Raw genomic sequence first — 25967 nt, 5'->3', positions numbered from 1 at the left:
CTCACAACGAGCGGCTTGTGCATAGGCCTTGTGAATAGATGGGGGATAACTCACTCTTTCATGGACAGGTAAACACGCGACATGAACCAAAGTCTGCTCGTTACTAAACGCGATGGCCGCCAGGAGCGCATTGATCTCGATAAGATTCACCGGGTACTGGATTGGGCCGCTGAAGGGCTGAATAACGTCTCCGTGTCTCAGGTTGAGTTGCGCTCCCACATTCAGTTCTACGATGGAATTCGTACTTCTGATATCCATGAGACCATCATCAAGGCCGCTGCAGACCTGATCTCCCGTGATGCGCCGGATTACCAGTACCTGGCTGCTCGCCTCGCCATCTTCCACCTGCGTAAAAAAGCGTACGGCCAGTTTGAGCCGCCGAAGCTGTACGATCAGGTCGTGAAAATGGTTGAGATGGGCAAATACGACCGTCACCTGCTGGAAGATTACAGCGTAGAAGAGTTCGAGCAGATGGACGGCTTCATCGACCACTGGCGCGACATGAACTTCTCTTACGCTGCGGTGAAGCAGCTGGAAGGTAAATACCTGGCGCAGAACCGTGTGAGCGGTGAAATCTACGAGAGTGCCCAGTTCCTGTATATTCTGGTTGCTGCATGCCTGTTCTCCGGTTATCCGCGTGAGACGCGTATGGATTACGTGCGTCGCTTCTATGATGCCGTGTCCACCTTCAAGATCTCACTGCCGACGCCAATCATGTCTGGCGTGCGTACCCCAACGCGTCAGTTCAGCTCTTGCGTCTTGATCGAATGCGGTGACAGCCTTGATTCCATCAATGCCACCTCCAGCGCTATCGTAAAATACGTGTCGCAGCGTGCGGGTATCGGTATCAACGCTGGTCGCATTCGTGCGCTGGGTAGCCCAATCCGTGGCGGCGAAGCCTTCCATACCGGTTGCATCCCGTTCTATAAACATTTCCAGACGGCAGTGAAGTCGTGCTCACAAGGCGGCGTACGTGGCGGTGCAGCCACCCTGTTCTACCCAATGTGGCATCTGGAAGTGGAAAGCCTGCTGGTGCTGAAAAACAACCGTGGCGTTGAAGGCAACCGCGTACGTCACATGGACTACGGCGTACAGATCAACAAGCTGATGTATACCCGTCTGTTGAAAGGTGAAGAGATCACCCTGTTCAGCCCGTCTGACGTGCCAGGTCTGTACGATGCGTTCTTCGCCGATCAGGACGAGTTTGAGCGTCTGTACACCAAATACGAGAAAGACGACAGCATCCGCAAACAGCGCGTGAAAGCAGTTGAACTGTTCTCACTGATGATGCAGGAACGTGCTTCTACTGGCCGTATCTACATCCAGAACGTCGATCACTGCAACACCCACAGCCCGTTTGATCCGGCTATCGCGCCCGTCCGCCAGTCTAACCTGTGCCTGGAAATCGCGCTGCCGACCAAACCGCTGAACGATGTGAATGACGAAAGCGGTGAAATCGCGTTGTGTACGCTGTCTGCCTTTAACCTCGGTGCGATTGACAGCCTCGACGATCTGGAAGAGCTGGCGACCCTCGCGGTACGTGCACTGGATGCCCTGCTGGATTACCAGGATTACCCCATCCCAGCGGCAAAACGCGGCGCAATGGGTCGTCGTACTCTGGGTATTGGCGTGATCAACTACGCTTACTATCTGGCGAAAAACGGCGTGCGTTATTCTGATGGCAGCGCCAACAACCTGACGCATAAAACCTTTGAAGCGATCCAGTACTACCTGCTGAAAGCCTCGAACGAGCTGGCAAAAGAGCAAGGTGCCTGTACGTGGTTCAAAGAGACCACCTACTCACAGGGCATTCTGCCGATCGACACCTATAAAAAGGATCTCGACGCCGTTTGCAGCGAGCCGTTGCACCTGGATTGGGAAGGTCTGCGTGAGTCGATCGTTACGCACGGTCTGCGTAACTCCACGCTCTCTGCCCTGATGCCGTCTGAAACCTCTTCGCAGATTTCAAACGCCACCAACGGTATTGAGCCACCGCGCGGTCACATCAGCATCAAAGCATCTAAAGACGGTATTCTGCGTCAGGTGGTGCCAGAGTATGAGCGTCTGAAAGATCAGTACGAACTGCTGTGGGAAATGCCCTCTAACGACGGTTACTTACAGTTGGTTGGTGTGATGCAGAAATTTATCGATCAGGCGATTTCGTCGAACACCAACTATGATCCAAGCCGTTTTGCCAATGGCAAAGTGCCAATGAAACAGCTGCTGAAAGATCTGCTGACCGCGTATAAATTTGGCGTGAAAACCCTGTACTACCAAAACACCCGTGATGGTGCGGAAGATGCGCAGGACGACCTGGCTCCTTCCATTCAGGATGACGGCTGCGAAAGCGGCGCTTGTAAGATTTAATTAGTCAGACGCCCTATCTTGTCAGGGCCGGCAATGGTCGGCCCTCATCACTTTTGGACTTAGCCATGGCTTACACCACATTTTCGCAGAACAAAAACGACCAGCTGTTAGAACCGATGTTCTTCGGCCAGTCAGTGAACGTTGCCCGTTTCGACCAGCAGAAATATGACATCTTTGAAAAGCTGATCGAAAAACAGCTCTCCTTCTTCTGGCGTCCGGAAGAAGTGGATGTCTCACGCGATCGTATCGATTATCAGGCGCTGCCAGATCACGAAAAACACATCTTTATCAGCAACCTGAAATACCAGACGCTGCTGGATTCCATTCAGGGTCGCAGCCCTAACGTGGCACTGCTGCCGTTGATTTCGATTCCAGAACTCGAAACCTGGATCGAAACTTGGGCGTTCTCTGAGACCATCCACTCGCGCTCTTACACCCATATCATCCGTAACATCGTCAACGATCCTTCACTGGTGTTTGACGACATCGTCACTAACGAGCAGATTCTGGCGCGTGCACAGGACATCTCGAAGTATTACGACGATCTGATCGAGATGACCAGCTACTGGCATCTGCTGGGAGAAGGCACGCACGAAGTGGCGGGTAAAACCGTGACCGTGAATCTGCGTGCGCTGAAAAAGCAGCTGTATATCTGCCTGATGAGCGTTAACGCACTGGAAGCGATTCGCTTTTACGTCAGCTTCGCCTGTTCATTCGCCTTCGCCGAGCGCGAGCTGATGGAAGGTAACGCCAAAATCATCAAACTGATTGCGCGCGATGAAGCTCTGCACCTGACCGGCACTCAGCACATGCTGAACCTGCTGCGCACCGGTGAAGATGATCCTGAAATGAAAGAGATCGCCGCCGAGTGCCGTGATGAGTGTTTCGACCTGTTCAAGAAAGCCGCCGAGCAAGAGAAAGAGTGGGCAGATTATCTGTTCAGCGGTGGCTCGATGATCGGTCTGAATAAAGACATTCTGTGCCAGTACATTGAGTACATCACCAACATTCGCATGCAAGCGGTTGGCCTCGATCTGCCGTTCCAGACGCGTTCTAACCCGATTCCATGGATCAACTCCTGGTTGGTATCAGATAACGTGCAGGTGGCACCGCAGGAAGTGGAAGTCAGTTCTTACCTGGTGGGTCAGATTGATGCCGAAGTCGGCGAAGACGACTTCAACGACTTCCAGCTGTAAGCATGAGTCGTTCTGTTGTTATTCTGCGCAGTTCCGGCTCCCGGCTGGAGTGCGCAGAAGATCATCCCAATCTGTTGACGGCACTGGAAGCGCACAATGTTTGCGTAGAGTTTCAGTGCCGTGAAGGCTACTGCGGTTCATGCCGCATGCGCTTGCTAAAAGGCGAAGTGGCTTACGCGGAAACCCCATTGGCGTTTATTCAGAAGGGTGAGATTTTGCCCTGCTGCTGCCGCGCCAAAGGGGAGATTGAGATCGAGATTTAAACACCGGGTCGCCATCAATGGCGCCCCGGTGAAATTCATGGCAAAGCCTGCCCACATTCCTACTGTTTCACAGCTTCCAGCACATCAATCCAGCCATGCCCGTTACTGACTTCACTGCCGTGCAGCCAGCGACGCAGCATGTTCATCGCCATCATCGCCACGACTTTCTGCCGGGTTTCAACATTGTGACGCCCATGGGTGAACTTCACGCGCTGGCCCCAGCTGGCTTCCGGCGTATGCAGCGCAATCGCCACTTCGCCCTCTTCCAGATTGCCCACCGACAGCGCCAATACCGTGCCGTGATGTGCGGCCAGATCGCGCGTGCGCTCGACCTGGGATTCCAGCGGTTCATCATGAGGAGGCAGAATCTCTGCTGCGCTGAGCGGCACGTCTGCTGATGCCAGCTGCCAGTTGAGGAATCCCGCCGTATATTGCTCGCTTAGCGCCAGCCGGAAACCACGCTGTTGCAACTCACGCGCTAACAAAGCAGGCAAACCTTCAGTGCCTTCGAAGATAGTGCATTCCGCCAGCAGCAGCTTAACCTGCTGCCACGCCTGTTCCATCGCCACGCGCTGGCTGGCCGGTCCGGTGAGTTTGATTTCAATGATTGGCATTGATGAGCGATAGCCCATTACCACACCTTCCGGCAACGGTAACGGCTCCAGTTCGGCAGCAATGTCACTCTCGCCGCGACCAAAGGTAGTCAGACGCAAACACAGCGGCGGCTCAGGTAAATCAAAACGCGCTTTCAAACGCGGAATGATCTCTTGCTCGACCATCACTTTAAATTCGGACGGCACGCCCGGCGTGAAGAATATCCAGCAGCGATTGAGCTGAAGTGCAAAGCCACACGCGGTCCCCACCGGATTATCAATCAGCTCGGCATTCGCCGGAATTTCCGCCTGCTTGCGGTTGCTCGGCGCCATGATGCGTCCACGGCTGGCAAACCAGGCTTCCATTTTTTCCAGCCATTCTTGCTGGATCACTAATTCGGTACCACACGCGGTAGCTGCCGCCAGCGCGCTAAGATCGTCGCTGGTTGGCCCAAGGCCGCCGTTCACAATCAGCACATCGGCAATCTGGCTGCGACTCTGCAGCGCCTCCACCAGTGAGGACATCGCGTCACCCACGGTACTGCGGCTGGTCATCGGCAAACCGTGCTGGAACAGCACATCCGCGAGCCATGCGGCGTTGGTATCGACAATCTGGCCATGCAACACTTCATCGCCCGTAGAGAGCATTTCAACACGTATCACGTTACTTTCTCCTTATCCCTGTCGCTTTACTGTAGAAAGCGCGCACGCTAAACACAATCGCCGTTGATGCGAAACAAGGATTCGAGACAAATGAGAGGGATAACGCGGTAAAAAAGAGGAATCGGGCGTAACCGGCGTTACGCCCCGACAATTTAGCGGCGGGCCAACAGTAAACCGACAAACAGGCCAGCGGCGGCGCCAATGCCGATCCCCTGCCACGGTTTTTCATGCACATAATCGTCGGCACGGTAGGCCGCTTTTTTGGCACGGTAATAATAGCTGTCAGAAGCCTGGCTAACGCGATTCTTCACGTCTTCCAGCGCTTGTTCCGCTTTAAGTTTCAATTCGATGTACTTTTGATCGGCCGGATCACCCGACGATTTCAGTACTTCTTCCAAAGTTTCTGTCAGTAGCGCCAGGTCGTCATCAAGGCGAGTTTCAAATTGATCTGAAGATGACACGTTATACTTCCTCCATGCTCGTCACTTATCGTCGTTTAACTATAGTCATAAATTCGGTATTTGCTGCGCGCAAGGGATTCGGATTACGCTGGTTTTTGCTCGACTCAATGCAAAGTTGCGTAATCCGCGCTGTTGCAGCGTGAAATCTGCTTCGCTTATTTGATTAATCTGATAAATTTTTGTCAGACTGAATTTTTTAATTTCGCGACTGTCGTATCCCCTTGTAGCCAGACGCAATGCGTCTTACGACAGTCACAACACACCAGAGCAGCTAAGGATTAGATTTCCGGCATGAATCGTAGAAAATTTATGAAAGCGTCCATGGCCCTCTCTGCCGCAAGCGGCATGACCGGGCTCTCCTCGCTGTTTGCGCAGTCCGCCTGGGCCGATGATGGCATCGCCGACGGCACCGCAGTGCGCTTCGATTTCGACTCACTGAAAAAGAAAGCATCCGCGCTGGCGAAACAGCCCTGGGGCGGCGCACCCGGCCCGCTTCCTGACACCCTGGCCAATCTGACACCGCAGGCTTACAACGAAATTCAGTACGATGCCAACCATTCGCTGTGGAACAACATTCCCGATCGCGAGTTAGATGTGCAGTTCTTCCACGTGGGGATGGGCTTTAAACGTCGTATCCGCATGTTCTCCGTGGATGCCGATAGCCGTGAAGCGCGCGAAATCCACTTCCGCCCCGAACTGTTTAACTATCACAACGCTAATGTCGATACCCAGCAGCTGGTCGGCAAAACCGATTTGGGCTTCGCCGGTTTCCGCGCGTTTAAAAAACCAGAACTGGCGCGTCGCGATATCGTCTCGTTCCTCGGCGCGAGCTACTTCCGTGCGGTTGATGAAACTTTCCAGTACGGCTTGTCAGCGCGCGGTGTGGCAGTCAACACCTTTAGCAACGGCCACGAGGAGTTCCCGGACTTTACCGCCTTCTGGTTTGAAACACCGAAAGCCGACGATACCACCTTTGTGGTTTATGCGCTGCTGGACGGCGCCAGCGTCACCGGTGCGTACAAGTTCACTATCCACTGCGAAGAGAAACGCGTGGTGATGGAGGTGGAAAACCACCTGTTTGCTCGTAACGACATTCGTCAGCTCGGCATCTCGCCGATGACCAGTATGTTTAGCTGCGGCACCAACGAGCGTCGCATGTGCAATACCTATCATCCACAAATCCATGACTCCGATCGTCTGGCAATGTGGACCGGAAAAGGGGAATGGATTGCACGTCCGCTGAACAACCCGCAACGCTTACAGTTCAATGCTTATGAAGATGAAAACCCACGTGGTTTTGGTCTGTTGCAGCTCAATCACGACTTCAAAGATTATCAGGATGTCATTGGCTGGTATGACAAACGCCCAAGCCTGTGGGTTGAGCCAATTGGCAAGTGGGGCAAAGGCGCCATCAACCTGATGGAGATCCCGACGACCGGTGAAACCCTGGATAACGTAGTGTGCTTCTGGCAGCCAACGGAACCGGTTAAAGCGGGCAGCGAATTTAACTTCCAGTACAAACTCTACTGGAGCCAACTGCCACCTGTGCGCAGCGGGCTGGCGCGCGTGGATGCGACACGTACCGGTATTGGTGGCTTCCCGGAAGGTTGGGCGCCGGGCGAACACTTCCCCGATCAGTGGTGCCGTCGCTTTGCGATTGATTTCGTCGGTGGCGATCTGAAAGCCGCAGCGCCGAAAGGTATTGAGCCGGTGATCACCGTCAATGCCGGTACCATCAAGCAGGTTGAGATTCTGTATGTTGAACCCCTCAACGGCTACCGCATCTTGTTTGACTGGTATCCGAACAGCGACTCCACCAAGCCGGTGGATATGCGCCTGTTCCTGCGCACCAAAGATGAGACCTTAAGTGAAACCTGGCTGTATCAGTATTTCCCACCGCCGCCGGATCAGCGTAAATACACCGATGACCGACAGATGACGCCGGGCTGATATCCCCTAAAAAGTTCGAATTTCAGGAAGGCGGCAAACACGAGAGCCCGATGAGCTGACTCAAGTCAGTGATTCGGGTGAGCCAGGCAGCCAACTCACCGGAAATTTGAAGTATGACGGGTATAAATGGAGAGGAGTATTCCTCGCCATTACGCTTTCTGCATACCGATGTGTGGAATGTTATCTTCCATGTAAACGTCCCCCACCGCTTTGAAGCCAAGACGACCGTAAAACCCTTCCAGATGGGCCTGCGCCGATAAATAAATAGTGCGTTGCGGCCAATGGGTATCGCAGCTCTCCAGCGCTTTCTCCATCAGTCGATAGCCCAACTTCAGGCCACGCGCTTCTTCGGACACGATCACGCGACCAATCATCACCGGGGCGCTGTCCAGTGAGGGCGTAAGCACACGAGCGTAGGCCAATAATTTGCCGTCAAGGAAGCCCATGATGTGGCGATTCTCTGCTCGCAAATCCTGACCATCTACGTCTTGATAGGGGCAGTTCTGCTCCACAATGAATACGTGATTGCGCAGTGCCAGCACGGTATATAACTGCTGTGCACTCAGTTCACTGTGGTGGCAATCAAGCCATTGCATTTCCATGATGCTTCCTTGTCTGAGCGAAAAAAGTGATCTCCTGAGAGTATCACAGCGCGCGGGGATTGAGCAGCCATACAGGGTTGCCGCATTGCCTTGCCGTGATCGTATTCTCAGATTACAGGCAAAAAAAATCAGGCCCTGAGGCCTGATTCATGGGGTCAAAGCGCATTTACATCAGCGGCTGAGCCATCTGCACCAGCGAAATCAGTGGCTGAGGATAGACACCCAGCACCAGCACCAGAATCGCCGAGATCAGCACCACCACACCACCGGCGGTGAACGCCCAGTTGGCTGGCGTGTCACGATCGCGCGTGTGCATTTCTGGTGGGCTGAGGTACAGACTCACCGTCACACGCAGATAGTAGTAAAGACCGATCGCACTGCCGGCAACGACTGCCGCGGTTAACCACCACAGATGCGCGTTCACACCGGAAGCAATGACGTAGAACTTACCAATGAAGCCCAGCGTCATCGGGATACCGGCCAGAGACAGCATCATGACGGTCATGACCGCTGACAAAATTGGACGATGCCAGAACAGACCACGATAAGAGTAAAGCGTATCCGCATCCGGGCCACGGTACGGGCTGGACATCAGGCTGACCACACCGAACGCGCCGAGGCTGCTGAACAGGTAACCCGCCAGGTACACACCCGCCGTTTCCAGTGACAGCTGATGGGTTTTCACCGCAATCAGCGACACCAGCAAATAGCCAAGATGCGCGATCGATGAGTAACCGAGCAGACGTTTGATGTTGCTCTGCGAAATCGCCATCAGGTTACCGAACAGAATCGACACAAAGGCGATAACACCGAGCACGGTGCGCACGGCTTCGCTATCGGTCACTGGCGCGTACAGGAACAAGCGCATCACCACACCAAAGATGGCGATCTTGCTGGCGGTGGCCAGGAAGGTCGACACTGGCGCAGGCGCACCCTGATACACGTCTGGCGTCCACAAGTGGAACGGCACCAGCGACAACTTGAAGCCAAGGCCGATAATCATCATGCCCAGGCCCACCAGCAGCAGCGGCTGTTGGATCATGCTGTCATTCAGGCTTTTACCCAGCTGCACAAAGCTCAGGCTGCCAGAATCGGCATAAATTAGCGCGATACCAAAGATTAGGAACGAGGACGCCGCAGCGGACAGGATCATGTACTTCAGTGCCGCTTCCAGCGAACGTTTCTGGCGGAAGGCATAACCAATCAGGCCAAACAGCGGCAGTGACAGCAGTTCGATACCGATGAACAGCGCCGCCAGATGATTAGCACTGGCCAGCACGATCCCACCCAGTGCCGCAATCAGCACCAGCAGATAGAACTCATCTTTGTTGTCCGGGAAACCAGCCAGCCACGGATAAGCAAAGGTGCAGGTTGCTAGGCTGGCAAGCAGCACCAGCGCGGTGTAGAACATCGAGTAACCGTCAACGCGCAGCAGCGGCGTGACATCCATGGCACCGACATGACCGACAAACCACAGTGAAAACAGCGCCACGTTCAGGCCAATCACCGTCAGCGTGGCATTAACAAAGTGGTTGCGTCGCCACGCAATGGACAGCATCACCACCACCACCGTCAATCCGACGATCAACAGCGGCAGTAACGCAATCAGATGTTGAGGAGTTATTGTCATGGCGAATTACGGCCTTGTAGTTGAAATTGAAGCGGTAAACCACTGCTGAATATTGCTCATCGCAGCGTGAGAGGTATCAAGGATCGGCTGTGGATAAACACCCAGCAGAACCAGCAGCACCACCAGCACGCCGATCGTCATGAATTCACGCGGTGACATGCCCGGCAGCGGAGCTTTCGATTTCGCTTCGCCGTAGTAAGCGCGCTGCATCATCACCAGCGAATACACCGAGGCAAACACCAGACCAAAGGTGGCAATCACGATAATCACCGGCACCACCTGGAAACTGCCGGTCAGAATCATAAATTCGCCGACAAAGTTACCGGTGCCTGGCATACCGAGGTTGGCCACCGCGAAGAACAGCGACAGGCCTGGAATCCATTTGATACGTCCCCACAAACCGCCCATCTGGCGCAGGTCACGGGTATGCAGACGCTCATAAAGCTGCCCACACAAGATGAACAGTGCTGCGGCGGACAGGCCGTGAGCAATCATCTGAATCACCGCGCCCTGGAACGCCAGCTGGCTGCCAGTGTAGATAGCAATCAGCACGAAGCCCATGTGCGAAACGGAGGTGTAAGCAATCAGACGTTTGATATCCGTCTGCGAGAACGCCATCCAGGCACCGTAGAAGATACCCAGTACACCGAGCCACATAGCAATCGGCGCAAACTCTGCGGAAGCATTCGGGAACAGTGGCAGGCTGAAACGCAGCAGACCATACGCCGCCGTTTTCAGCAAGATTCCTGCGAGGTCAACCGAACCCGCAGTTGGCGCCTGACTGTGCGCATCCGGCAACCAGCCGTGCAGGGGCACCACTGGCATTTTCACTGCGAAGGCGATAAAGAAGCCGAGCATTAGCAGATATTCAACGGTGTGCGACATTGGCGTTTTCAGCAGTTCTTCGTAGCTGAAGGTCCAGACGCCCGTGGCGTTGTAGTGCACGAACACCAGCGCCAGAATCGCAATCAACATCACCAGACCCGAAGCCTGGGTATAGATGAAGAATTTGGTCGCTGCCGAGATACGGGTTTTACCGTCAGAGGCTTTGTGACCCCAGAGCGCGATGAGGAAGTACATCGGCACCAGCATCATTTCCCAGAAGAAGAAGAACAGGAACATGTCGATGGAGAGGAACACGCCAATCACACCACCGAGGATCCACATCAGGTTGAGGTGGAAAAAGCCCTGATACTTCTCGATTTCATTCCAGGAACAGAGCACCGCCATCAACCCGAGCAGACCGGTCAGCACCACCATCAGCAGTGACAAACCGTCGATAGCCAGATGGAAGTTAATGCCGAAGCGCGGAATCCATGGCACCGAGAAAGTCGACTGCCACTGCGGCATTCCTGCAGCCTGGGTGAGTGAATAGCCTCCCTGCAGCCACAACTGCAGACCGAGTGCCAGCGTCAGCCCCATGGTGATCATGGCGATCCAACGCGGCACTTTTGCGCCGAGGCGCTCTGCTAACCAGCAAAGCAGACCCCCAACAAAAGGTATGATTATTAGCCAAGGTAATAGCACGGCATACTTCCCTTTTTTCAACCTGATTTCGAGCTATCTTGCTTGCCACGTTCATCACCGTCAGCGCTCGCCACCCTCACGTACAAAATACGCTTGGGTTGCTGCACACTGACGGCAACGAAACGGGCTACATCAATAACGCTTCGTCATTCAGGCAATTTTTCACATTCGCTTCTGGGATGAGAGAATCCTTGATTCTCTCGCCCCCGCTCATCAATCTTTAAATCACCAGCATCAGCGCCAGTACCACCACGGCACCGACACTCATGGAAGCCACATACCAGCGCACGTAACCGTTCTCGCTCACCACCAGGCCTTTATTACCAATGCGCGACAACAGCGCAGGCAGGTTCATCAGTGAGTTCAGCGGATCGCGCTTCAGCAGCCAGGCAATGCCCAAATAAGGTTTTACAAACACCTTGTCATACAGCCAGTCGAAGCCCCATGCCGCGAACCACCAGGTGCCGAATAAACGGCCCGGCGCGCTGTTGGCAACACTGGTGACCAGCTGGCGTTTGCCAAGCCATAGGGCAGCAGCAATCAGGATGCCGACAATCGCGACCACGCCTGAGGTGATTTCCAGCGCCACTTTTCCGCCCTCACCGAATTCATTCTGCGGCAGCACGCCCGCCAGCGGTGGCGTGATCATGGCGCCAACGAAGGTGGAGAGCACTAACAGCACAATCAGTGGCAGATGGTGAGTGATGCCTTTGCCCGCGTGCGCATGAATTTTCTCTTCGCCGTGGAACACGATGAAGATCATGCGGAAGGTGTAGATCGAGGTCAGGAATGCACCGACCAGACCCGCCACCATCAGATTGATGTGACCATTCGCCAGCGCACCAAACAGGATTTCATCTTTACTGTAGAAACCTGCGGTAATCAGCGGCAGTGCCGCCAGCGCAGCGCCGCCGACCAGGAAGCAGGTGTACACCAGTGGGATGCTCTTACGCAGGCCGCCCATTTTGAAGATGTTCTGCTCGTGGTGGCAGGCCAGAATGACCGAACCAGAAGAAAGGAACAGCAGTGCTTTGAAGAAGGCGTGCGTCATCAGGTGGAAAATGGCCGCGTCCCATGCCTGCACGCCCAGCGCCAGGAACATGTAGCCGATTTGACTCATGGTAGAGTAAGCCAGCACGCGCTTGATGTCGGTTTGCACCAGCGCGGCAAAGCCTGCCAGCACCAACGTAATCGCACCCACAATACCCACCAGATGCAGCACTTCCGGCGTCAGCAGGAACAGGCCATGGGTACGCGCAATCAGGTAAACACCCGCGGTTACCATGGTGGCGGCGTGGATCAGAGCCGATACCGGCGTAGGACCCGCCATCGCATCAGCCAGCCACGTTTGCAGTGGCAACTGTGCAGATTTACCGACCGCACCGCCCAACAGCATCAGGGTTGCCCACTGCAGCATGTGGTTGTCAGCGGCGAAATGCGCCGGCGCCAGTTCCACCAGCTCGCGGAAGTTCAGCGTACCCAGTTCGTTGTAGAGAATGAACAGCGCGAATGCGAGGAACACGTCACCGACGCGGGTGATGATGAACGCTTTCATCGCCGCTTTGCCGTTTTCTGGGTTGCTGTAGTAGAAGCCAATCAGCAGATAAGAGCAAAGGCCCACGCCTTCCCAACCGAGATACATCAGCATCAGGTTGTCGGCCAGCACCAACACAACCATGCTCGCGATGAACAGGTTGGTGTAAGCGAAGAAGCGTGAATAGCCCTCTTCACCGCGCATGTACCAGGAAGCAAACATGTGGATGAAGAAGCCGACGCCGGTCACCACTGACAGCATGGTCAGTGACAAGCCGTCCAGTACCAGGTTCACTTTGATATCAAAGTGGCCGACCTGAATCCATGTCCACAACGCCTGAGTAAAAGGCTGTTGACCGTTACTGAAGAAATCCATACCAACGAAAACGGTGGTCAACGCCGCCAGACCGACCGATCCCATTCCCACCGCTGCCGACAGATTCTCCGACCAGCGACCACGGGAAAACGCCAATAGCAGGAAGCCAATCAGCGGAAATAATACGGTTAAATAGAGAAGATTCATCCGCGCATCTCGCTCACTGTGTCAATGTTCAGCGTCTGACGACGACGATAGAGCTGGAGCAGCAGGGCCAGGCCGATGCTGGCTTCCGCCGCCGCGAGGCTGATCGCCAGAATGTACATCACCTGGCCGTCAGCTTGTCCCCAGTAGCTCCCTGCTACCACCAACGCGAGCGCGGCGGCGTTGATCATGATCTCCAGACCAATCAGCATAAATAGCAAATTGCGGCGCAGTACCAGCGAGGTCAGGCCGAGAACAAACAGCACAGCAGCCAACATCAGGCCGTGTTGTAACGGGATCATGCGTGATCCTCCTTATTCGCATGTGCATCAGCATGGCGATTGCTCAGCACTTCGCCCTGACGCTCTTCACGTCCGATATGGAAGGCCACCACCAGACCGGCCAGCAGCAGCATTGACGCCAGCTCAACCGCCAGTACGTAAGGACCAAACAGACTGATACCCACCGCTTTGGCATCGATAACGGTGCCATCAATGCCCTGATCGTGCGCGGTGCTAATGGCGTAAATCATCACCACCAGCAGCAACAGGGAGACGATGCCAGGCCCAATCCACAGCGAAGGCTTCAGCCACTCGCGCTCCTGGTCCTGCTGGGTTTTGCCCAGGTTCAGCATCATCACCACGAACACGAAAAGCACCATAATGGCACCGGCGTAAACGATGATCTCCAGCGCACCGGCAAAGTAAGCGCCCATTGAGAAGAACACGCCCGCAATCGAAAGCAGCGAAACAATCAGGTACAGCAGCGCATGTACCGGATTGGTGTGAGTGATAACGCGCAATGTCGTTAGCACCGCCACCAGTCCGCAAAGATAAAACGCAAATTCCATACCTGGCTCCTTAAGGTAACAAGCTTTTGACGTCGATTGGCTTGGCTTCGTTTTCCGCTTCGCCCTTCTCTTTCCCGTCGATCGCCATACCCGCCATGCGATAGAAGTTGTACTCCGGATATTTACCCGGACCGGAAATCAGCAGGTCCTGCTTCTCGTACACCAGATCCTGACGCTTGAACTCACCCAACTCAAAATCGGGGGTCAGCTGAATCGCCGTGGTCGGGCAGGCTTCTTCGCACAGACCGCAGAAGATGCAGCGCGAGAAGTTGATGCGGAAGAACTCCGGATACCAGCGACCATCAACCGTTTCCGCTTTCTGCAGTGAGATACAACCCACTGGACAGGCTACCGCACACAGGTTACAGGCAACACAGCGCTCCTCGCCGTCCGGATCGCGCGTCAGCACGATACGGCCACGGTAGCGCGGCGGCAGGTAAACCGGTTCTTCTGGATACATCTGGGTTTCGCGCTTGGCGAAGGCATGCATGCCTATCATCCAGATACTGCGCACTGTCGTGCCGAAGCCAACGACAATATCTTTTAAAGTCATCTCAAAACCCCTTACTGCGCGCTGTACAGAATCACTGCGGCGGTCGCCAGCAGGTTCAATAACGTCAACGGCAGACACACTTTCCAGCCGAACGACAGCACCTGGTCATAACGTGGACGCGGCAGCGCAGCACGAATCAGGATAAACATCACCATAAAGAACGCCGTTTTCAGGGCGAACCAGATGAATGGCGGCAGGAATGGACCGTGCCAGCCACCGAAGAACAGCGTGACAATCAGCGCTGAAACGGTGGTGATGGCCACATATTCACCGACGAAGAACAGACCGAACTTCATACCGGCATATTCGATGTGGTAACCATCGGCCAGTTCCTGTTCCGCTTCTGGCTGGTCAAACGGATGGCGGTGACAAACCGCGACACCCGCGATACAGAAGGTCACGAAGCCGAAGAACTGCGGAATGATGTTCCACAAGTGCGTCTGGCTCTCGACGATGGCGTTCATGTTGAATGAACCGGCTTGCGCCACCACACCCATCAGCGACAGGCCCAGGAACACTTCGTAGCTCAGCGTCTGCGCGGAAGCACGCATTGCACCCAGCAGTGAGTATTTGTTATTACTCGACCAACCGGCGAACAGCACGGCGTAAACCGCCAGACCGGCCATCATCAGGAAGAACAGCAGACCGATATTCAGATCTGTCACCATCCAGGTCGGTGAAACCGGCACGATGGCAAACGCCAGCAGCAGCGATACAAAGGCAATAACCGGTGCCAGAGTAAAGATGAAGCGGTCGGTAAACGGCGGAACCCAGTCCTCTTTGAAGAACATTTTGATCATGTCAGCGGCGAGCTGCAGTGAGCCGCCCCAGCCAACACGGTTCGGTCCATAACGGTTCTGCCATAAGCCGAGCAGACGACGCTCGGCGAAACTCATAAAGGCACCACAACCCACCACCACCAGCAGAATCACAATGGTTTTCAGGATCTGGATGAGGATGTCGATAGCGTCCGGTGTCAGCCAGCTCATTGTGCAGCCTCCTGCAGTTTGTCAACTTGCGCACCTGAGAGGAACGGCGGCACACCTGGCATACCCAGCGGTAGACCCACCTGCCCTGCTTGCAGGGAAGTGGAGAAGCGTACTGGCAGACGCAGCGTTTCACCGGCACAAACCAGTTCAACCGCAGAGCCGTTATTGACGCCCAGTTTCTCCGCATCAGCCGGGTTAATCACCAGCGTAGCTGGCGACATACGCTTCTGGAAGGTCGGTGAACGCTGAGTCATCTCTTCACTACCAAACAGCTGATAGTAAGGTGCAACGCGATATTGGCTGCCTTCAACAAAGCTTTCTGGCACGGCGGTGAACCACGGCAGTGATCCTTCGCTCGCTTCAAACAGACGCACACCCGGATCGCCATGACGCAGTTTGCCACCGACTTCAGCCTGGAACTTGTTCCATGCTTGCGGGGAGTTCCAGCCTGGAGCCCAGGCGAATGGAATCTGCGAACGTGGTGCGCCTGGTTGGTTGTTACCTTCCATTGAGAAGGCAAACATGGTGTCTTTGTCTTGCGGCTGACGCGGTTCGTGCACGCTAATATTGGCACGCATCGCGGTACGGCCACTGTTACGGTGCGGTGAACGCGCCAGTTTCTGACCGCGAATACGGAAGCTTGCATCCGGCGCCGCGTCTTTAATACCTTTCAACTGTGGCAATGCTGCAACGGTGGCATCGATCACGTGATCAAGCAGCGTCCAGTCAATCTGACGGCTTTCAACAGTGCTGTGCAGCGAGTGCAGCCAGCGCCAGCTCTCCAGCATCACAATGCTGTTGTCGTAATAAGACGGATCGTAAACCTGGAAGAAACGCTGTGCGCGGCCTTCCTGGTTGATCGAGGTGCCATCACTTTCTGCGAAGCTCGCCGTCGAGAGCACCAGACCGGCTTTCTCCAGCGTCGCAGTGCGTTGATGATCAACCACAATCACGTGTGCGGTGTTGTGCAAAGCCGCATCCACGGTGGCTTTCGGTGCATGGCGGTAAAGATCGTTTTCCAACACCACCAGCGCTTCCGCTTCGCCTTTATCCAGCTGTTCCAGCGCGCTATCCAGCGATTGCCCCCCCATCAGGCCGAGACCAAAGCTGTTAGCTGCACCGGCAAGGAAAGTGATACCGACATCGGCACCGCGACCTTTCAGTGCTTTTGCCACGTTGGCGGCCGCTTCAATCATCGCGGTGCTGCCAGAGTGAGTACCAGAAATAATCAGTGGTTTTTTGGCACCGGCTAACGCCTGTACCACCACATCCAGCTTGCCATTCAGCTTGCTGTCAAAGCCACTGACGGCTGGAGCGGCTTCATCGAGCGCATTGGCAATAGCGAAGCCGAGACGAGCCTGATCTTCCACCGGTGCGCGATAGCTCCACGCGGCGATATCATCAAGACGGGTTTCATCAACGTTGGTGACAAATAGCGGATGTTTGGCGTGCTGACCAATGTTCAGGATCGCCGCGATCTGCCAGTCAGCCACTTTCTGGGCTGCTGCCATTTCACGTGCTTTACCTTTCACCGCCTGACGCACAGAAAGTGCGACACGCGCACCGACCTGAGTCAGGTCTTCACCCAGCACCAGCACCGCATCGTAGCTTTCGATTTCGCGCAGTGATGGCGTGTAAATACCGCCTTCCTGCAGTACTTTCAGCATCAACTCAACGCGTGCCTGCTCAGCGGCAGGCATACCGGTGGAGAAGTTTTCCGCACCGACAAGTTCACGCAGCGCAAAGTTGCTTTCAATGCTGGCACGCGGTGATCCAATCCCAATCACACGCTTCGCCTGACGCAGTACGTCAGCCGCGGCATTCACCGCTTGTGCGGCATTCAGACTGACCCAATCGTTGCCGCGCTTCTGTACTGGATGACGTGGACGATCTTTGCGGTTCACATAGCCATAACCGAAACGACCACGGTCACACAGGAAGTAGTGGTTTACGGTACCGTTGTAACGGTTTTCGATACGACGCAGTTCACCATAACGCTCGCCTGGGCTGGTGTTACAACCCACGCTGCACTGCTGGCAGATGCTCGGTGCGAACTGCATATCCCATTTACGGTTGTAGCGTTCGGAGTGCGTTTTATCGGTGAATACGCCGGTCGGGCAGATCTCGACCAGGTTACCGGAGAACTCGCTCTCCAGCGTGCCATCTTCCGGGCGACCGAAGTAAACGTTGTCGTGGGCACCGTAAACGCCGAGATCTTTGCCGTCTGCGTAATCTTTGTAGTAACGCACGCAGCGATAGCAGGCGATACAGCGGTTCATTTCATGGGAGATGAACGGGCCGAGATCCTGATTCTGGTGCGTACGTTTGGTGAAGCGGTAACGACGGAAGCTGTGGCCCGTCATGACCGTCATATCTTGCAGATGGCAGTTACCGCCCTCTTCGCACACTGGACAGTCGTGCGGATGGTTGGTCATCAGCCATTCCACCACGCTTTCACGAAACTCTTTCGCTTCGCCATCGTCGATGGAAATAAAGGTGCCGTCCGACGCCGGTGTCATGCATGACATAACAAGACGACCACGGGTATCTTCGGCATTCTGGAATTGCTTCACCGCACACTGGCGGCAGGCTCCCACGCTTCCCAGCGCCGGATGCCAGCAAAAATAAGGAATATCAAGGCCCAGAGAGAGACACGCCTGCAACAGGTTGTCCGCTCCGTTCACATCATATTCTTTACCGTCTACATGGATTGTAGCCATAGTGAACATGCTTCCGTAAGGCTCGCCCTAAGACGAGCGTTAAACATCTAATTCTGTCCCCCGCGCCGTGTCGGCGCAGGGTGAATTCCGTGTACGGCGGCTGATTACCAGCGCGCTTTCAGCAGGTTGGGCTGAATACCACCGATCGATCGGGTATTGCCAAACACCTGCGGCGCAATGCCGGCTTCAAACTCATCACGGAAATATTTAATCGCGCTCTGCAATGGCTCAACGGCACCCGGTGCGTGGGCACAGAAGGTTTTCCCTGGGCCGAGTTGGCGACAGAGTTGCAGCAGGGTTTCGATGTCACCCGGCTGGCCTTTTTTCTGCTCCAGCGCACGCAAGATCTTCACGCTCCATGGCAACCCATCACGGCATGGCGTACACCAGCCACAGGACTCGCGCGCAAAGAATTCTTCCAGATTACGCACCAGCGAAACCATGCCGATTTCATGATCGACCGCCATCGCCAATGCCGTGCCTAAACGGCTGCCGGCTTTACCGATGCTGGCAAATTCCATTGGCAGATCAAGGTGTTGATCGGTCAGGAAATCCGTACCCGCACCGCCTGGCTGCCAGGCTTTAAATTTCAGGCCATCGCGCATGCCACCGGCATAATCTTCCAGAATCTCACGCGCGGTCGTGCCAAACGGCAGTTCCCACACGCCTGGATTTTTCACGCGGCCTGAGAAGCCCATCATTTTGGTACCGGTGTCTTCGCTGGTAGAGATGTTCTTGTACCAGTCAACGCCGTTGAGGAAGATGGCTGGGACGTTGGACAAGGTTTCCACGTTGTTGACGCAGGTTGGCTTGCCCCACACGCCCGCACTCGCCGGGAACGGTGGCTTAGAACGCGGGTTCGCACGACGACCTTCCAGTGAGTTGATCAACGCGGTCTCTTCACCACAGATGTAACGTCCCGCGCCGGTGTGCACGATCAGTTCAAAATCGAAACCGGTACCGAGGATGTTTTTACCGAGGTATCCCGCTTCGGTGGCTTCGGCAATCGCACGGCGCAGATGCACGGCCGCTTCGATGTACTCGCCACGTAAGAAGATGTAGCCACGATAGGCTTTCAGGGCGAACGCACTGATCAGCATACCTTCCACCAACTGGTGCGGCATTTGCTCCATCAGCAGGCGGTCTTTATAGGTGCCCGGCTCCATTTCATCGGCGTTACACAGCAGGTAACGGATGTTCATGGATTCGTCTTTCGGCATCAGGCTCCACTTCAGGCCGGTATTAAAGCCTGCGCCACCGCGACCTTTTAGACCGGAGTCTTTCACTGCCGCAACGATTTCGTCCTGGCTCATGCCTTTCAGTGCTTTATCAGCGCCGACATAACCGTTTTTACTGCGATATTCATCAATCCACACCGGCTGCTTGTCGTCGCGCAGACGCCAGGTGAGTGGATGCGTTTCCGCAGTACGAATGATCTGTTTAATGGTCATTGATACTGCTCCAGCAGATTGGCGATACCTTCCGGGGTCAGATGAACATGGGTATCTTCATCCACCATCATGGTTGGGCCTTTGTCACAGTTGCCCAGGCAGCAGGTTGGCAGCAGGGTAAAGCGGCCATCGGCTGTGGTCTGGCCCGGCTTGATATTCAGATTCTGCTCAAGCGCAGCCTGAATGCCCTGGAAACCGGTGATGTGGCACACCACGCTGTCGCAATAACGAATGACGTGACGGCCAACCGGCGTGCGGTAGATCTGGCTGTAAAACGTCGCCACACCTTCTACGTCACTGGCTGGAATGCCCAACACTTCAGCAATGGCATTGATGGCGCCATCTGGCACCCATCCACGCTGCTTCTGCACGATCTTCAACGCTTCAATTGAGGCGGCGCGTGCATCCTCGTAATGGTGTTTTTCGTGCTCAATAGCGTGGTGCTCGGTCTCGCTCAGCACAAAGACCTCATCAGGGTCGATAGTGTGAATGGCAATTTTTTGATCGTGCATAATTAGCGGTCCACGTCTGACATAACAAAATCGATACTACCGAGGTATACGATCAAGTCGGATACCAGGCTGCCGCGGATCACCGATGGGATCTGCTGCAGGTGCGGGAAGCTTGGCGTACGCACACGGGTGCGGTAGCTCATGGTGCTGCCATCGCTGGTCAGGTAGTAGCTGTTGATCCCTTTAGTCGCTTCAATCATCTGGAAGGATTCGTTGGCCGGCATGACCGGGCCCCACGAAACTTGCAGGAAGTGCGTGATCAGGGTTTCGATGTGTTGCAGCGTGCGCTCTTTTGGTGGCGGCGTGGTCAGCGGGTGATCCGCTTTGAACGGGCCTTCCGGCATGTTTTTCAGGCACTGTTCCAGAATGCGCAGTGACTGCCACATCTCTTCCATTTTGAGCTGAACGCGGGTGTAAGCATCACTGATGCCAGCGCCAACCGGGATCTCAAAGTCGAAGTTTTCGTAGCCTGAATACGGACGCCATTTACGCACATCAAAGTCGAGGCCGGTGGCACGCAGGCCAGCACCGGTGGTACCCCACGCCAGCGCTTCATCCATGTTGTACGCCGCAACGCCTTGCGAACGGCCCATCAGCACGGTGTTACGCAGTGCGGCTTTGTCATACTCTTTCAGACGCTTCGGCATCCAGTCGAGGAACTCACGCAGCAGACGCTCCCACCCTTTCGGCAGATCGTGCGCCACGCCGCCGATGCGGAACCAGGCTGGGTGCATACGGAAACCGGTAATCGCTTCAACCACGTCATAAATTTTCTGACGGTCGGTGAAGGCGAAGAACACCGGCGTCATGGCGCCCACGTCCTGGATAAAGGTGGAGATGTACAGCAAGTGACTGTTGATACGGAACAGCTCTGACAGCATCACGCGGATCACGTTGACGCGATCCGGCACGGTGATGCCGGCTAATTTTTCCACCGCCAGCACGTAAGGCATCTCGTTCACGCAGCCGCCGAGATATTCGATACGGTCGGTGTACGGAATGTAGCTGTGCCAGGATTGGCGCTCGCCCATCTTCTCAGCACCACGATGGTGGTAGCCGACATCCGGCACGCAGTCGACGATCTCTTCGCCATCCAACTGCAGAATGATACGGAAGGCACCGTGCGCGGACGGGTGGTTAGGACCCAGGTTGAGGAACATGAAATCCTCATTGGTGGTGCTACGCTTCATGCCCCAGTCTTCAGGCTTGAAGGTCAGCGCCTCCATCTCCAGATCTTCTTTCTGTTTGGTCAGTTCGAACGGGTCGAACTCAGTGGCACGCGCCGGGTAATCTTTACGCAGCGGATGGCCTTCCCAGGTCTGAGGCATCATGATGCGCGTCAGGTGCGGGTGACCATTAAAGGTGATACCAAACATCTCCCAGGTCTCGCGCTCATACCAGTTGGCATTGGCGAAGATTTTGGTGATGGTCGGCACATTCAGATCGTTTTCAGACAGCGCCACCTTGAGCATGATGTCGCGGTTGCGTTCAATCGACAGCAGGTGATAGAAAACGGAAAAATCCGCGGCGGGTAGACCGGCGCGGTGGGTACGTAAACGCTCATCGAAACCGTGCAAGTCATACAGCATGACGTACGGCTTTGGCAGCTTACGCAGGAATTCGACAATTTCCAGTAACTGTTCACGTTTCACCCAGACGACCGGAATCCCGGTGCGGGTGGCCTGAACGGTAAAGGCATCCGGCCCAAAACGGTTACGCAGCTCGCCGACCACTGGATCATCCAGATGGTCGCGGGTTTGCCATGCAGGCTGAGCGAGATCTTGCGTGGTTAAATCTGTCATACGTTACTCACCATTCCGGCCTGTAATCAGGCGCTAAAAGAAGGCGTCAGGATGGCGGCGCGCATTAAATTGTGATGTTCTGCTGCGGCCGTTGTGCCATCCGTGTACGGGAAGCTTAGACTTCGTCTGGCGTTCTCAGGTTAGTGACGGCAATACGCTCGCCGCGTTTTCTCTCACGCTCTGGCTGCATATTGGCGCGATAAACGCCCTGATCACCCACCACCCACGACAGTGGACGGCGCTCTTTACCAATCGACTCACGCAGCAGCAGCAGCGCTTGCATGTAAGCTTCAGGACGCGGTGGGCAGCCCGGAATGTACACGTCAACCGGCAGGAATTTATCCACGCCTTGCACCACAGAATAGATGTCGTACATGCCGCCCGAGTTTGCACAAGCACCCATGGAGATCACCCATTTCGGTTCCAGCATCTGGTCATACAAACGCTGAATAACCGGCGCCATTTTGGTAAACGGCGTACCGGCGATCACCATAAAGTCAGCCTGACGTGGGGAGGCGCGCATGACTTCCGCACCAAAACGCGCCACGTCATGCACCGCAGTGAATGACGTGGTCATTTCCACGTAGCAACAGGAAAGACCGAAATTGTACGGCCAGAGAGAGTTTTTACGACCCCAGTTCACCATGTCATGCAGGGCATGCTCGAGCTTGCCCATATAGACGCTGCGATGAACGTGCTGCTCCAGAGGATCGGTAACAATCTCCTGTTTCTGCAGCGGATAGCGATCGTTATCACCGCCGCCGTTCGGGTCTACGCGTGTCAGCGTGTAGTCCATCTTATTGCCTCGCTTTTACTGCTTATGAGGGTTGGTGTGGTTGTGACTGACCGGAATTGATTTGACCACTACGCGACGACGCGCAGGAGCCCAATCCAGTGCACCGATGCGCACCAGATAAACCAGGCCTGCCAATAGCACCAAAATGAAAATTGCGGCTTCGACAAAGCCGACCCATCCGCTCTCACGGATTGAAGTCGACCAGGCGTATAAATAGAGGGCTTCGACGTCGAAAATAACGAAGAACATCGCAACCAGATAGAATTTAGCGGAGAGGCGAATATGGGTATCACCGACGGATTCGATACCCGATTCAAACGGGGTGTCTTTATGGCGTGCCCGCGCACGACCACCTAACAACCAACCGCCGGTCAACATGAAGGCACACAGGCCAAATGCAATAACAATAAAAACAATAAACGCCCAGTGATGAGCGATCACTTCTGTGGTTGTCGACATACTCTTTGCTTACTCATCAAAAGTGGCGCTGGCATCCTGCACTGTTGCAGCAAACACACCACATGAATTCAAGGGAAGGATAAAAAACCTTGTAAACTATGCTGTCATTATCAAATAAGCAGCAATTTTATGGGGTTTTTTACTCCTTTCTATAACCTTTTGTCAACTTTGACAAAAGCATCCAAATATTAATTAACACCAGTAGCATATTATTAACAAATGAACCCCATCATACCAGCTAAATCGCTTCAGTTTGTGAGGTTAATTTCAGTGTAGCGGGTATTCACATGCATGGATCGTGCATTTAACAATCATATTTTGACAGGTCTTACGGGGATTTCCCCCCCCTTATAGGGGGTATTTTTTTGATCCAGAACACATAATGGTGTTTTTTGCTGTAAAAATCGGCGATTGGTACAGGCAAATGCCCTGGGAAAGATGGCACGGAATGATAAAGAAGTTCCAATTTGAGCAAAAATGGAACAATTATCATTTTTCAGGAAGGTAGGAAAATTATTGATCGTGAATCGCGTCTGAAAGGGTGAGATAAAAGGCATAAAAAAAGCCTTAGCTGATGTTTATCAGTCTAAGGCTCATTTTAATAAGTTTTAACAATTAACCGGTATTCCAACGTGAAGGAATGACCCGCTATTGTTGACCTTACTCTTCGTCATCCAGCAGCAGGGTGCCATCTGGATTTGCCGTCAGATTGTAAGGATCGTTGGTGGACTGCATCGCGTTGAAGATCGCCAGCGCCAACTCGTTATCACTGTCTGGATTACGGCACAGCAGGTACTGAGTATCGGGCAATACCGGCAGCCCTTCAGCTGCACCCATCACACGCAGCTCTGGGCTCATCATCTCAACCGGGCGTGCTGTGACACCCAGACCCGCTTTCACTGCCGCACGCACTGCTGCCAGCGTTGATGCAACATAGGAAATGCGCCATGGGATGCCCGCTTCATTCAGGTGATCGATCGCCATGTCACGGTACGGACTTGGCTCATCCAGCAGCACCAGTGGAATGGCTTCGCCGCGCTGGAAGATGTAATCCGCAGCACAGTACCAAAGCGTCGGAGAAGTGCGCAGGACCTGATGGGTGAAATTACCAGGACTGGACGTGGTGACAACCAGATCAACCTCACCCTGATTCAGCATTTCCATCATGAACGGGTTGCGTTTGACGCGCACATCAATGGCCAGCTTCGGATAGACCGACGTTACGCGGTTAAGCAGGAACGGCAGAATGGTATCGGAAGTGTCATCGGAGGCGCCGATGGTCAGTACGCCCTGGATGTTGCTGTACATTAAAGAGGTGCACGCTTCGTCATTAAAACGAAGGATCTTTCTGGCGTAGCCTAGCAACTGGATGCCATGCTCCGTCAACAGTTTATTACGTCCATGTCTGGCAAACAGCTCTTTACCTACCAATTGTTCCAGACGTTGCATCTGCTGACTTACTGCGGATTGCGTTCTGCACACTGCTGCAGCCGCCGCCGCAAAAGTATTCAAGTCAGCAACAGCAACAAAAGTACGCAGCAGATCGAGGTCGAGATTCAGTATCGGACGATTTGCATTAGTCATGTTTTTTCTTCACTTATAAGATTTTTTAAAACTACTACCCTGGTGTATTACCCTACTTATCAAATAGATAAGAGGTAATGGTGCTTAATGACAGCCCTGTGTGGAGCTGTCATGGAAAAATCGTGTCAGGCGGATGCCGACGGATACGTCACTCTGTATTCATAGGAGTGCCGTCAAATAAGACAGAACAACTTCGGGTACGAAGACGTATGTCGCACAGATGCTGGAAGCTGCGTAGTTGTCTAGTTTCCCGCGAAAACGGCCTGCGGGTCAAAAAGAGATAACATCATGTTATGCTGATGCGAAGCGATAAAGTGCATCAAATAATAAATTATACTTAATCATTTTTACGCTTTAAAGGGAAATGTTTTCGATCAAATCATCGCATTTTTTGACCAAATCCCTTTTCCGCCACATCCTGCCACAACAGCGCTCATTTTTTAACCCCCCAGGTTCTTAAACTGCTGCAGCCGCGTTAAAGTTACAGTGTAAATGCTATTTAACCTGCTGCTGTTATCAGAATAGGTCACTTCGCAGCGCTTCATGCTGCCACCTTAAACTGATTAAGAATGCGTGACATTTAATGGCACCAGCGATGGCTGCAACGGCACTGTTTAGTTCTTCGACATCCAACAAGATTTCTTTAACTATTTCATCAGGTCGCTAATGATTTTTTTTGCAGGATGTAAATAAAAAATTTCTTAATGACCTCCAATACCCATGGATTAACGGCTTTACAGTGCCAGCACAAACCACCAGCATTTTATATTACAAAAAAATCAAACAATAGAGTTATTAACCAGATTAACCTTCGCAAACTGCGTTTTACGCCACCCAAGACAGGAATCATTGGCAAACGCGCCAAAACCTTAAGCCGCCCTTCTTTTGTGACAGTGAGAGGAGTAAATTGGGCAGGTTTGATTTTGGTGGCAGGTTAAAGGACTCT

22 protein-coding genes are annotated in these 25967 nt (G+C 54.0%); 5 read left to right on the top strand and 17 right to left on the bottom strand.

Annotated features, from left to right (window positions below):
- The first annotated feature begins 81 nt into the window (after positions 1-81).
- From nrdA to yfaE, 3 genes are all read left to right on the top strand, one after another.
- Positions 82-2367 (top strand): class 1a ribonucleoside-diphosphate reductase subunit alpha, encoded by a 2286-nt coding sequence (gene nrdA / locus QMZ65_RS05120; protein ID WP_097116584.1) that lies wholly within the window; start codon positions 82-84, stop codon positions 2365-2367.
- A 65-nt stretch (positions 2368-2432) separates the two neighbouring features.
- Positions 2433-3563, top strand: coding sequence for a class Ia ribonucleoside-diphosphate reductase subunit beta (gene nrdB, locus QMZ65_RS05115; RefSeq protein WP_034825039.1), 1131 nt, complete (start codon positions 2433-2435; stop codon positions 3561-3563).
- A 2-nt stretch (positions 3564-3565) separates the two neighbouring features.
- Positions 3566-3826, top strand: a complete 261-nt coding sequence (gene yfaE, locus QMZ65_RS05110) for a class I ribonucleotide reductase maintenance protein YfaE (RefSeq protein WP_058961303.1) — start codon at positions 3566-3568, stop codon at positions 3824-3826.
- 59 nt (positions 3827-3885) lie between these two features.
- Here the strand turns inward: yfaE and QMZ65_RS05105 are convergent, their stop codons facing one another.
- Together QMZ65_RS05105 and elaB are read right to left on the bottom strand one after the other, a co-directional pair.
- Positions 3886-5082: a nicotinamide mononucleotide deamidase-related protein YfaY gene (locus QMZ65_RS05105; protein ID WP_097116583.1), complete on the bottom strand. Its 1197-nt coding sequence runs from the start codon at positions 5080-5082 to the stop codon at positions 3886-3888.
- Between the two features lie 152 nt (positions 5083-5234).
- Entirely contained in the window at positions 5235-5543 is a 309-nt protein-coding gene (gene elaB, locus QMZ65_RS05100; RefSeq protein ID WP_034825045.1) for a stress response protein ElaB, read from the bottom strand.
- Between the two features lie 291 nt (positions 5544-5834).
- On the opposite strand from elaB, the gene QMZ65_RS05095 reads away from it, so the two are divergent.
- Positions 5835-7493, top strand: coding sequence for a glucan biosynthesis protein D (locus tag QMZ65_RS05095; RefSeq protein ID WP_045813641.1), 1659 nt, complete (start codon positions 5835-5837; stop codon positions 7491-7493).
- 149 nt (positions 7494-7642) lie between these two features.
- Here the strand turns inward: QMZ65_RS05095 and QMZ65_RS05090 are convergent, their stop codons facing one another.
- The 15 genes from QMZ65_RS05090 to lrhA all read right to left on the bottom strand — a co-directional run bounded on the left by QMZ65_RS05090 (position 7643) and on the right by lrhA (position 25021).
- Entirely contained in the window at positions 7643-8095 is a 453-nt protein-coding gene (locus tag QMZ65_RS05090; protein WP_097116582.1) for a GNAT family N-acetyltransferase, read from the bottom strand.
- 166 nt (positions 8096-8261) lie between these two features.
- On the bottom strand, positions 8262-9725 hold the full coding sequence (gene nuoN, locus QMZ65_RS05085) for an NADH-quinone oxidoreductase subunit NuoN (protein WP_160833461.1): 1464 nt from the start codon (positions 9723-9725) through the stop codon (positions 8262-8264).
- Positions 9726-9731: 6 nt separating this feature from the next.
- Positions 9732-11252: an NADH-quinone oxidoreductase subunit M gene (gene nuoM / locus QMZ65_RS05080; protein WP_034825053.1), complete on the bottom strand. Its 1521-nt coding sequence runs from the start codon at positions 11250-11252 to the stop codon at positions 9732-9734.
- 220 nt (positions 11253-11472) lie between these two features.
- Positions 11473-13308, bottom strand: coding sequence for an NADH-quinone oxidoreductase subunit L (gene nuoL / locus QMZ65_RS05075; RefSeq protein ID WP_283215532.1), 1836 nt, complete (start codon positions 13306-13308; stop codon positions 11473-11475).
- Positions 13305-13607: an NADH-quinone oxidoreductase subunit NuoK gene (gene nuoK / locus QMZ65_RS05070; protein ID WP_034825057.1), complete on the bottom strand. Its 303-nt coding sequence runs from the start codon at positions 13605-13607 to the stop codon at positions 13305-13307. The genes nuoL and nuoK overlap by 4 nt, the downstream gene beginning before the upstream one ends.
- Complete coding sequence (gene nuoJ / locus QMZ65_RS05065; RefSeq protein WP_034825059.1) at positions 13604-14155, bottom strand: NADH-quinone oxidoreductase subunit J; 552 nt, start codon at positions 14153-14155, stop codon at positions 13604-13606. The genes nuoK and nuoJ overlap by 4 nt, the downstream gene beginning before the upstream one ends.
- 10 nt (positions 14156-14165) lie before the next feature.
- Positions 14166-14708: an NADH-quinone oxidoreductase subunit NuoI gene (gene nuoI / locus QMZ65_RS05060; protein WP_034825061.1), complete on the bottom strand. Its 543-nt coding sequence runs from the start codon at positions 14706-14708 to the stop codon at positions 14166-14168.
- An 11-nt stretch (positions 14709-14719) separates the two neighbouring features.
- Positions 14720-15697, bottom strand: a complete 978-nt coding sequence (nuoH, locus tag QMZ65_RS05055; RefSeq protein WP_045813644.1) for an NADH-quinone oxidoreductase subunit NuoH — start codon at positions 15695-15697, stop codon at positions 14720-14722.
- Positions 15694-18417, bottom strand: a complete 2724-nt coding sequence (gene nuoG, locus QMZ65_RS05050) for an NADH-quinone oxidoreductase subunit NuoG (RefSeq protein ID WP_097116581.1) — start codon at positions 18415-18417, stop codon at positions 15694-15696. The genes nuoH and nuoG overlap by 4 nt, the downstream gene beginning before the upstream one ends.
- A 104-nt stretch (positions 18418-18521) precedes the next feature.
- The gene (gene nuoF, locus QMZ65_RS05045; RefSeq protein WP_283215554.1) at positions 18522-19862 is read right to left on the bottom strand and encodes an NADH-quinone oxidoreductase subunit NuoF; all 1341 of its coding nucleotides are present in this window, start codon (positions 19860-19862) and stop codon (positions 18522-18524) included.
- A gap of 2 nt (positions 19863-19864) precedes the next feature.
- On the bottom strand, positions 19865-20380 hold the full coding sequence (gene nuoE, locus QMZ65_RS05040; protein ID WP_058961298.1) for an NADH-quinone oxidoreductase subunit NuoE: 516 nt from the start codon (positions 20378-20380) through the stop codon (positions 19865-19867).
- 2 nt (positions 20381-20382) lie between these two features.
- Positions 20383-22182: an NADH-quinone oxidoreductase subunit C/D gene (gene nuoC / locus QMZ65_RS05035; RefSeq protein WP_097116580.1), complete on the bottom strand. Its 1800-nt coding sequence runs from the start codon at positions 22180-22182 to the stop codon at positions 20383-20385.
- Between the two features lie 115 nt (positions 22183-22297).
- Positions 22298-22978, bottom strand: coding sequence for a NuoB/complex I 20 kDa subunit family protein (locus tag QMZ65_RS05030; protein ID WP_007889318.1), 681 nt, complete (start codon positions 22976-22978; stop codon positions 22298-22300).
- A 15-nt stretch (positions 22979-22993) separates the two neighbouring features.
- Complete coding sequence (locus QMZ65_RS05025; protein WP_034825074.1) at positions 22994-23437, bottom strand: NADH-quinone oxidoreductase subunit A; 444 nt, start codon at positions 23435-23437, stop codon at positions 22994-22996.
- Positions 23438-24097: 660 nt separating this feature from the next.
- Positions 24098-25021: a transcriptional regulator LrhA gene (lrhA, locus tag QMZ65_RS05020; RefSeq protein ID WP_034825076.1), complete on the bottom strand. Its 924-nt coding sequence runs from the start codon at positions 25019-25021 to the stop codon at positions 24098-24100.
- A gap of 704 nt (positions 25022-25725) precedes the next feature.
- Between lrhA and QMZ65_RS05015 the strand changes: the two genes are divergently transcribed.
- Entirely contained in the window at positions 25726-25959 is a 234-nt protein-coding gene (locus QMZ65_RS05015) for a hypothetical protein (RefSeq protein WP_283215531.1), read from the top strand.
- Positions 25960-25967: the final 8 nt, after the last annotated feature.

Source organism: Pantoea sp. EABMAA-21, assembly GCF_030053335.1.
Lineage (GTDB): Bacteria > Pseudomonadota > Gammaproteobacteria > Enterobacterales > Enterobacteriaceae > Pantoea > Pantoea communis.
The sequence above is the reverse complement of the archived record's forward strand: the minus strand, read 5'-3'. Positions and strand labels throughout refer to the sequence as shown.

What these genes read in the sequence shown, in the direction of transcription:
- nrdA (WP_097116584.1), top strand. Translation starts at nt 82, where the DNA reads ATGAACCAAAGTCTGCTCGTTACTAAACGCGATGGCCGCCAGGAGCGC.
- nrdB (WP_034825039.1), top strand. Translation starts at nt 2,433, where the DNA reads ATGGCTTACACCACATTTTCGCAGAACAAAAACGACCAGCTGTTAGAA.
- yfaE (WP_058961303.1), top strand. Translation starts at nt 3,566, where the DNA reads ATGAGTCGTTCTGTTGTTATTCTGCGCAGTTCCGGCTCCCGGCTGGAG.
- QMZ65_RS05095 (WP_045813641.1), top strand. Translation starts at nt 5,835, where the DNA reads ATGAATCGTAGAAAATTTATGAAAGCGTCCATGGCCCTCTCTGCCGCA.
- QMZ65_RS05090 (WP_097116582.1), bottom strand. Translation starts at nt 8,095, where the DNA reads ATGGAAATGCAATGGCTTGATTGCCACCACAGTGAACTGAGTGCACAG.
- nuoN (WP_160833461.1), bottom strand. Translation starts at nt 9,725, where the DNA reads ATGACAATAACTCCTCAACATCTGATTGCGTTACTGCCGCTGTTGATC.
- nuoL (WP_283215532.1), bottom strand. Translation starts at nt 13,308, where the DNA reads ATGAATCTTCTCTATTTAACCGTATTATTTCCGCTGATTGGCTTCCTG.
- nuoK (WP_034825057.1), bottom strand. Translation starts at nt 13,607, where the DNA reads ATGATCCCGTTACAACACGGCCTGATGTTGGCTGCTGTGCTGTTTGTT.
- nuoJ (WP_034825059.1), bottom strand. Translation starts at nt 14,155, where the DNA reads ATGGAATTTGCGTTTTATCTTTGCGGACTGGTGGCGGTGCTAACGACA.
- nuoI (WP_034825061.1), bottom strand. Translation starts at nt 14,708, where the DNA reads ATGACTTTAAAAGATATTGTCGTTGGCTTCGGCACGACAGTGCGCAGT.
- nuoH (WP_045813644.1), bottom strand. Translation starts at nt 15,697, where the DNA reads ATGAGCTGGCTGACACCGGACGCTATCGACATCCTCATCCAGATCCTG.
- nuoG (WP_097116581.1), bottom strand. Translation starts at nt 18,417, where the DNA reads ATGGCTACAATCCATGTAGACGGTAAAGAATATGATGTGAACGGAGCG.
- nuoE (WP_058961298.1), bottom strand. Translation starts at nt 20,380, where the DNA reads ATGCACGATCAAAAAATTGCCATTCACACTATCGACCCTGATGAGGTC.
- nuoC (WP_097116580.1), bottom strand. Translation starts at nt 22,182, where the DNA reads ATGACAGATTTAACCACGCAAGATCTCGCTCAGCCTGCATGGCAAACC.
- QMZ65_RS05030 (WP_007889318.1), bottom strand. Translation starts at nt 22,978, where the DNA reads ATGGACTACACGCTGACACGCGTAGACCCGAACGGCGGCGGTGATAAC.
- QMZ65_RS05025 (WP_034825074.1), bottom strand. Translation starts at nt 23,437, where the DNA reads ATGTCGACAACCACAGAAGTGATCGCTCATCACTGGGCGTTTATTGTT.
- lrhA (WP_034825076.1), bottom strand. Translation starts at nt 25,021, where the DNA reads ATGACTAATGCAAATCGTCCGATACTGAATCTCGACCTCGATCTGCTG.
- QMZ65_RS05015 (WP_283215531.1), top strand. Translation starts at nt 25,726, where the DNA reads ATGACCTCCAATACCCATGGATTAACGGCTTTACAGTGCCAGCACAAA.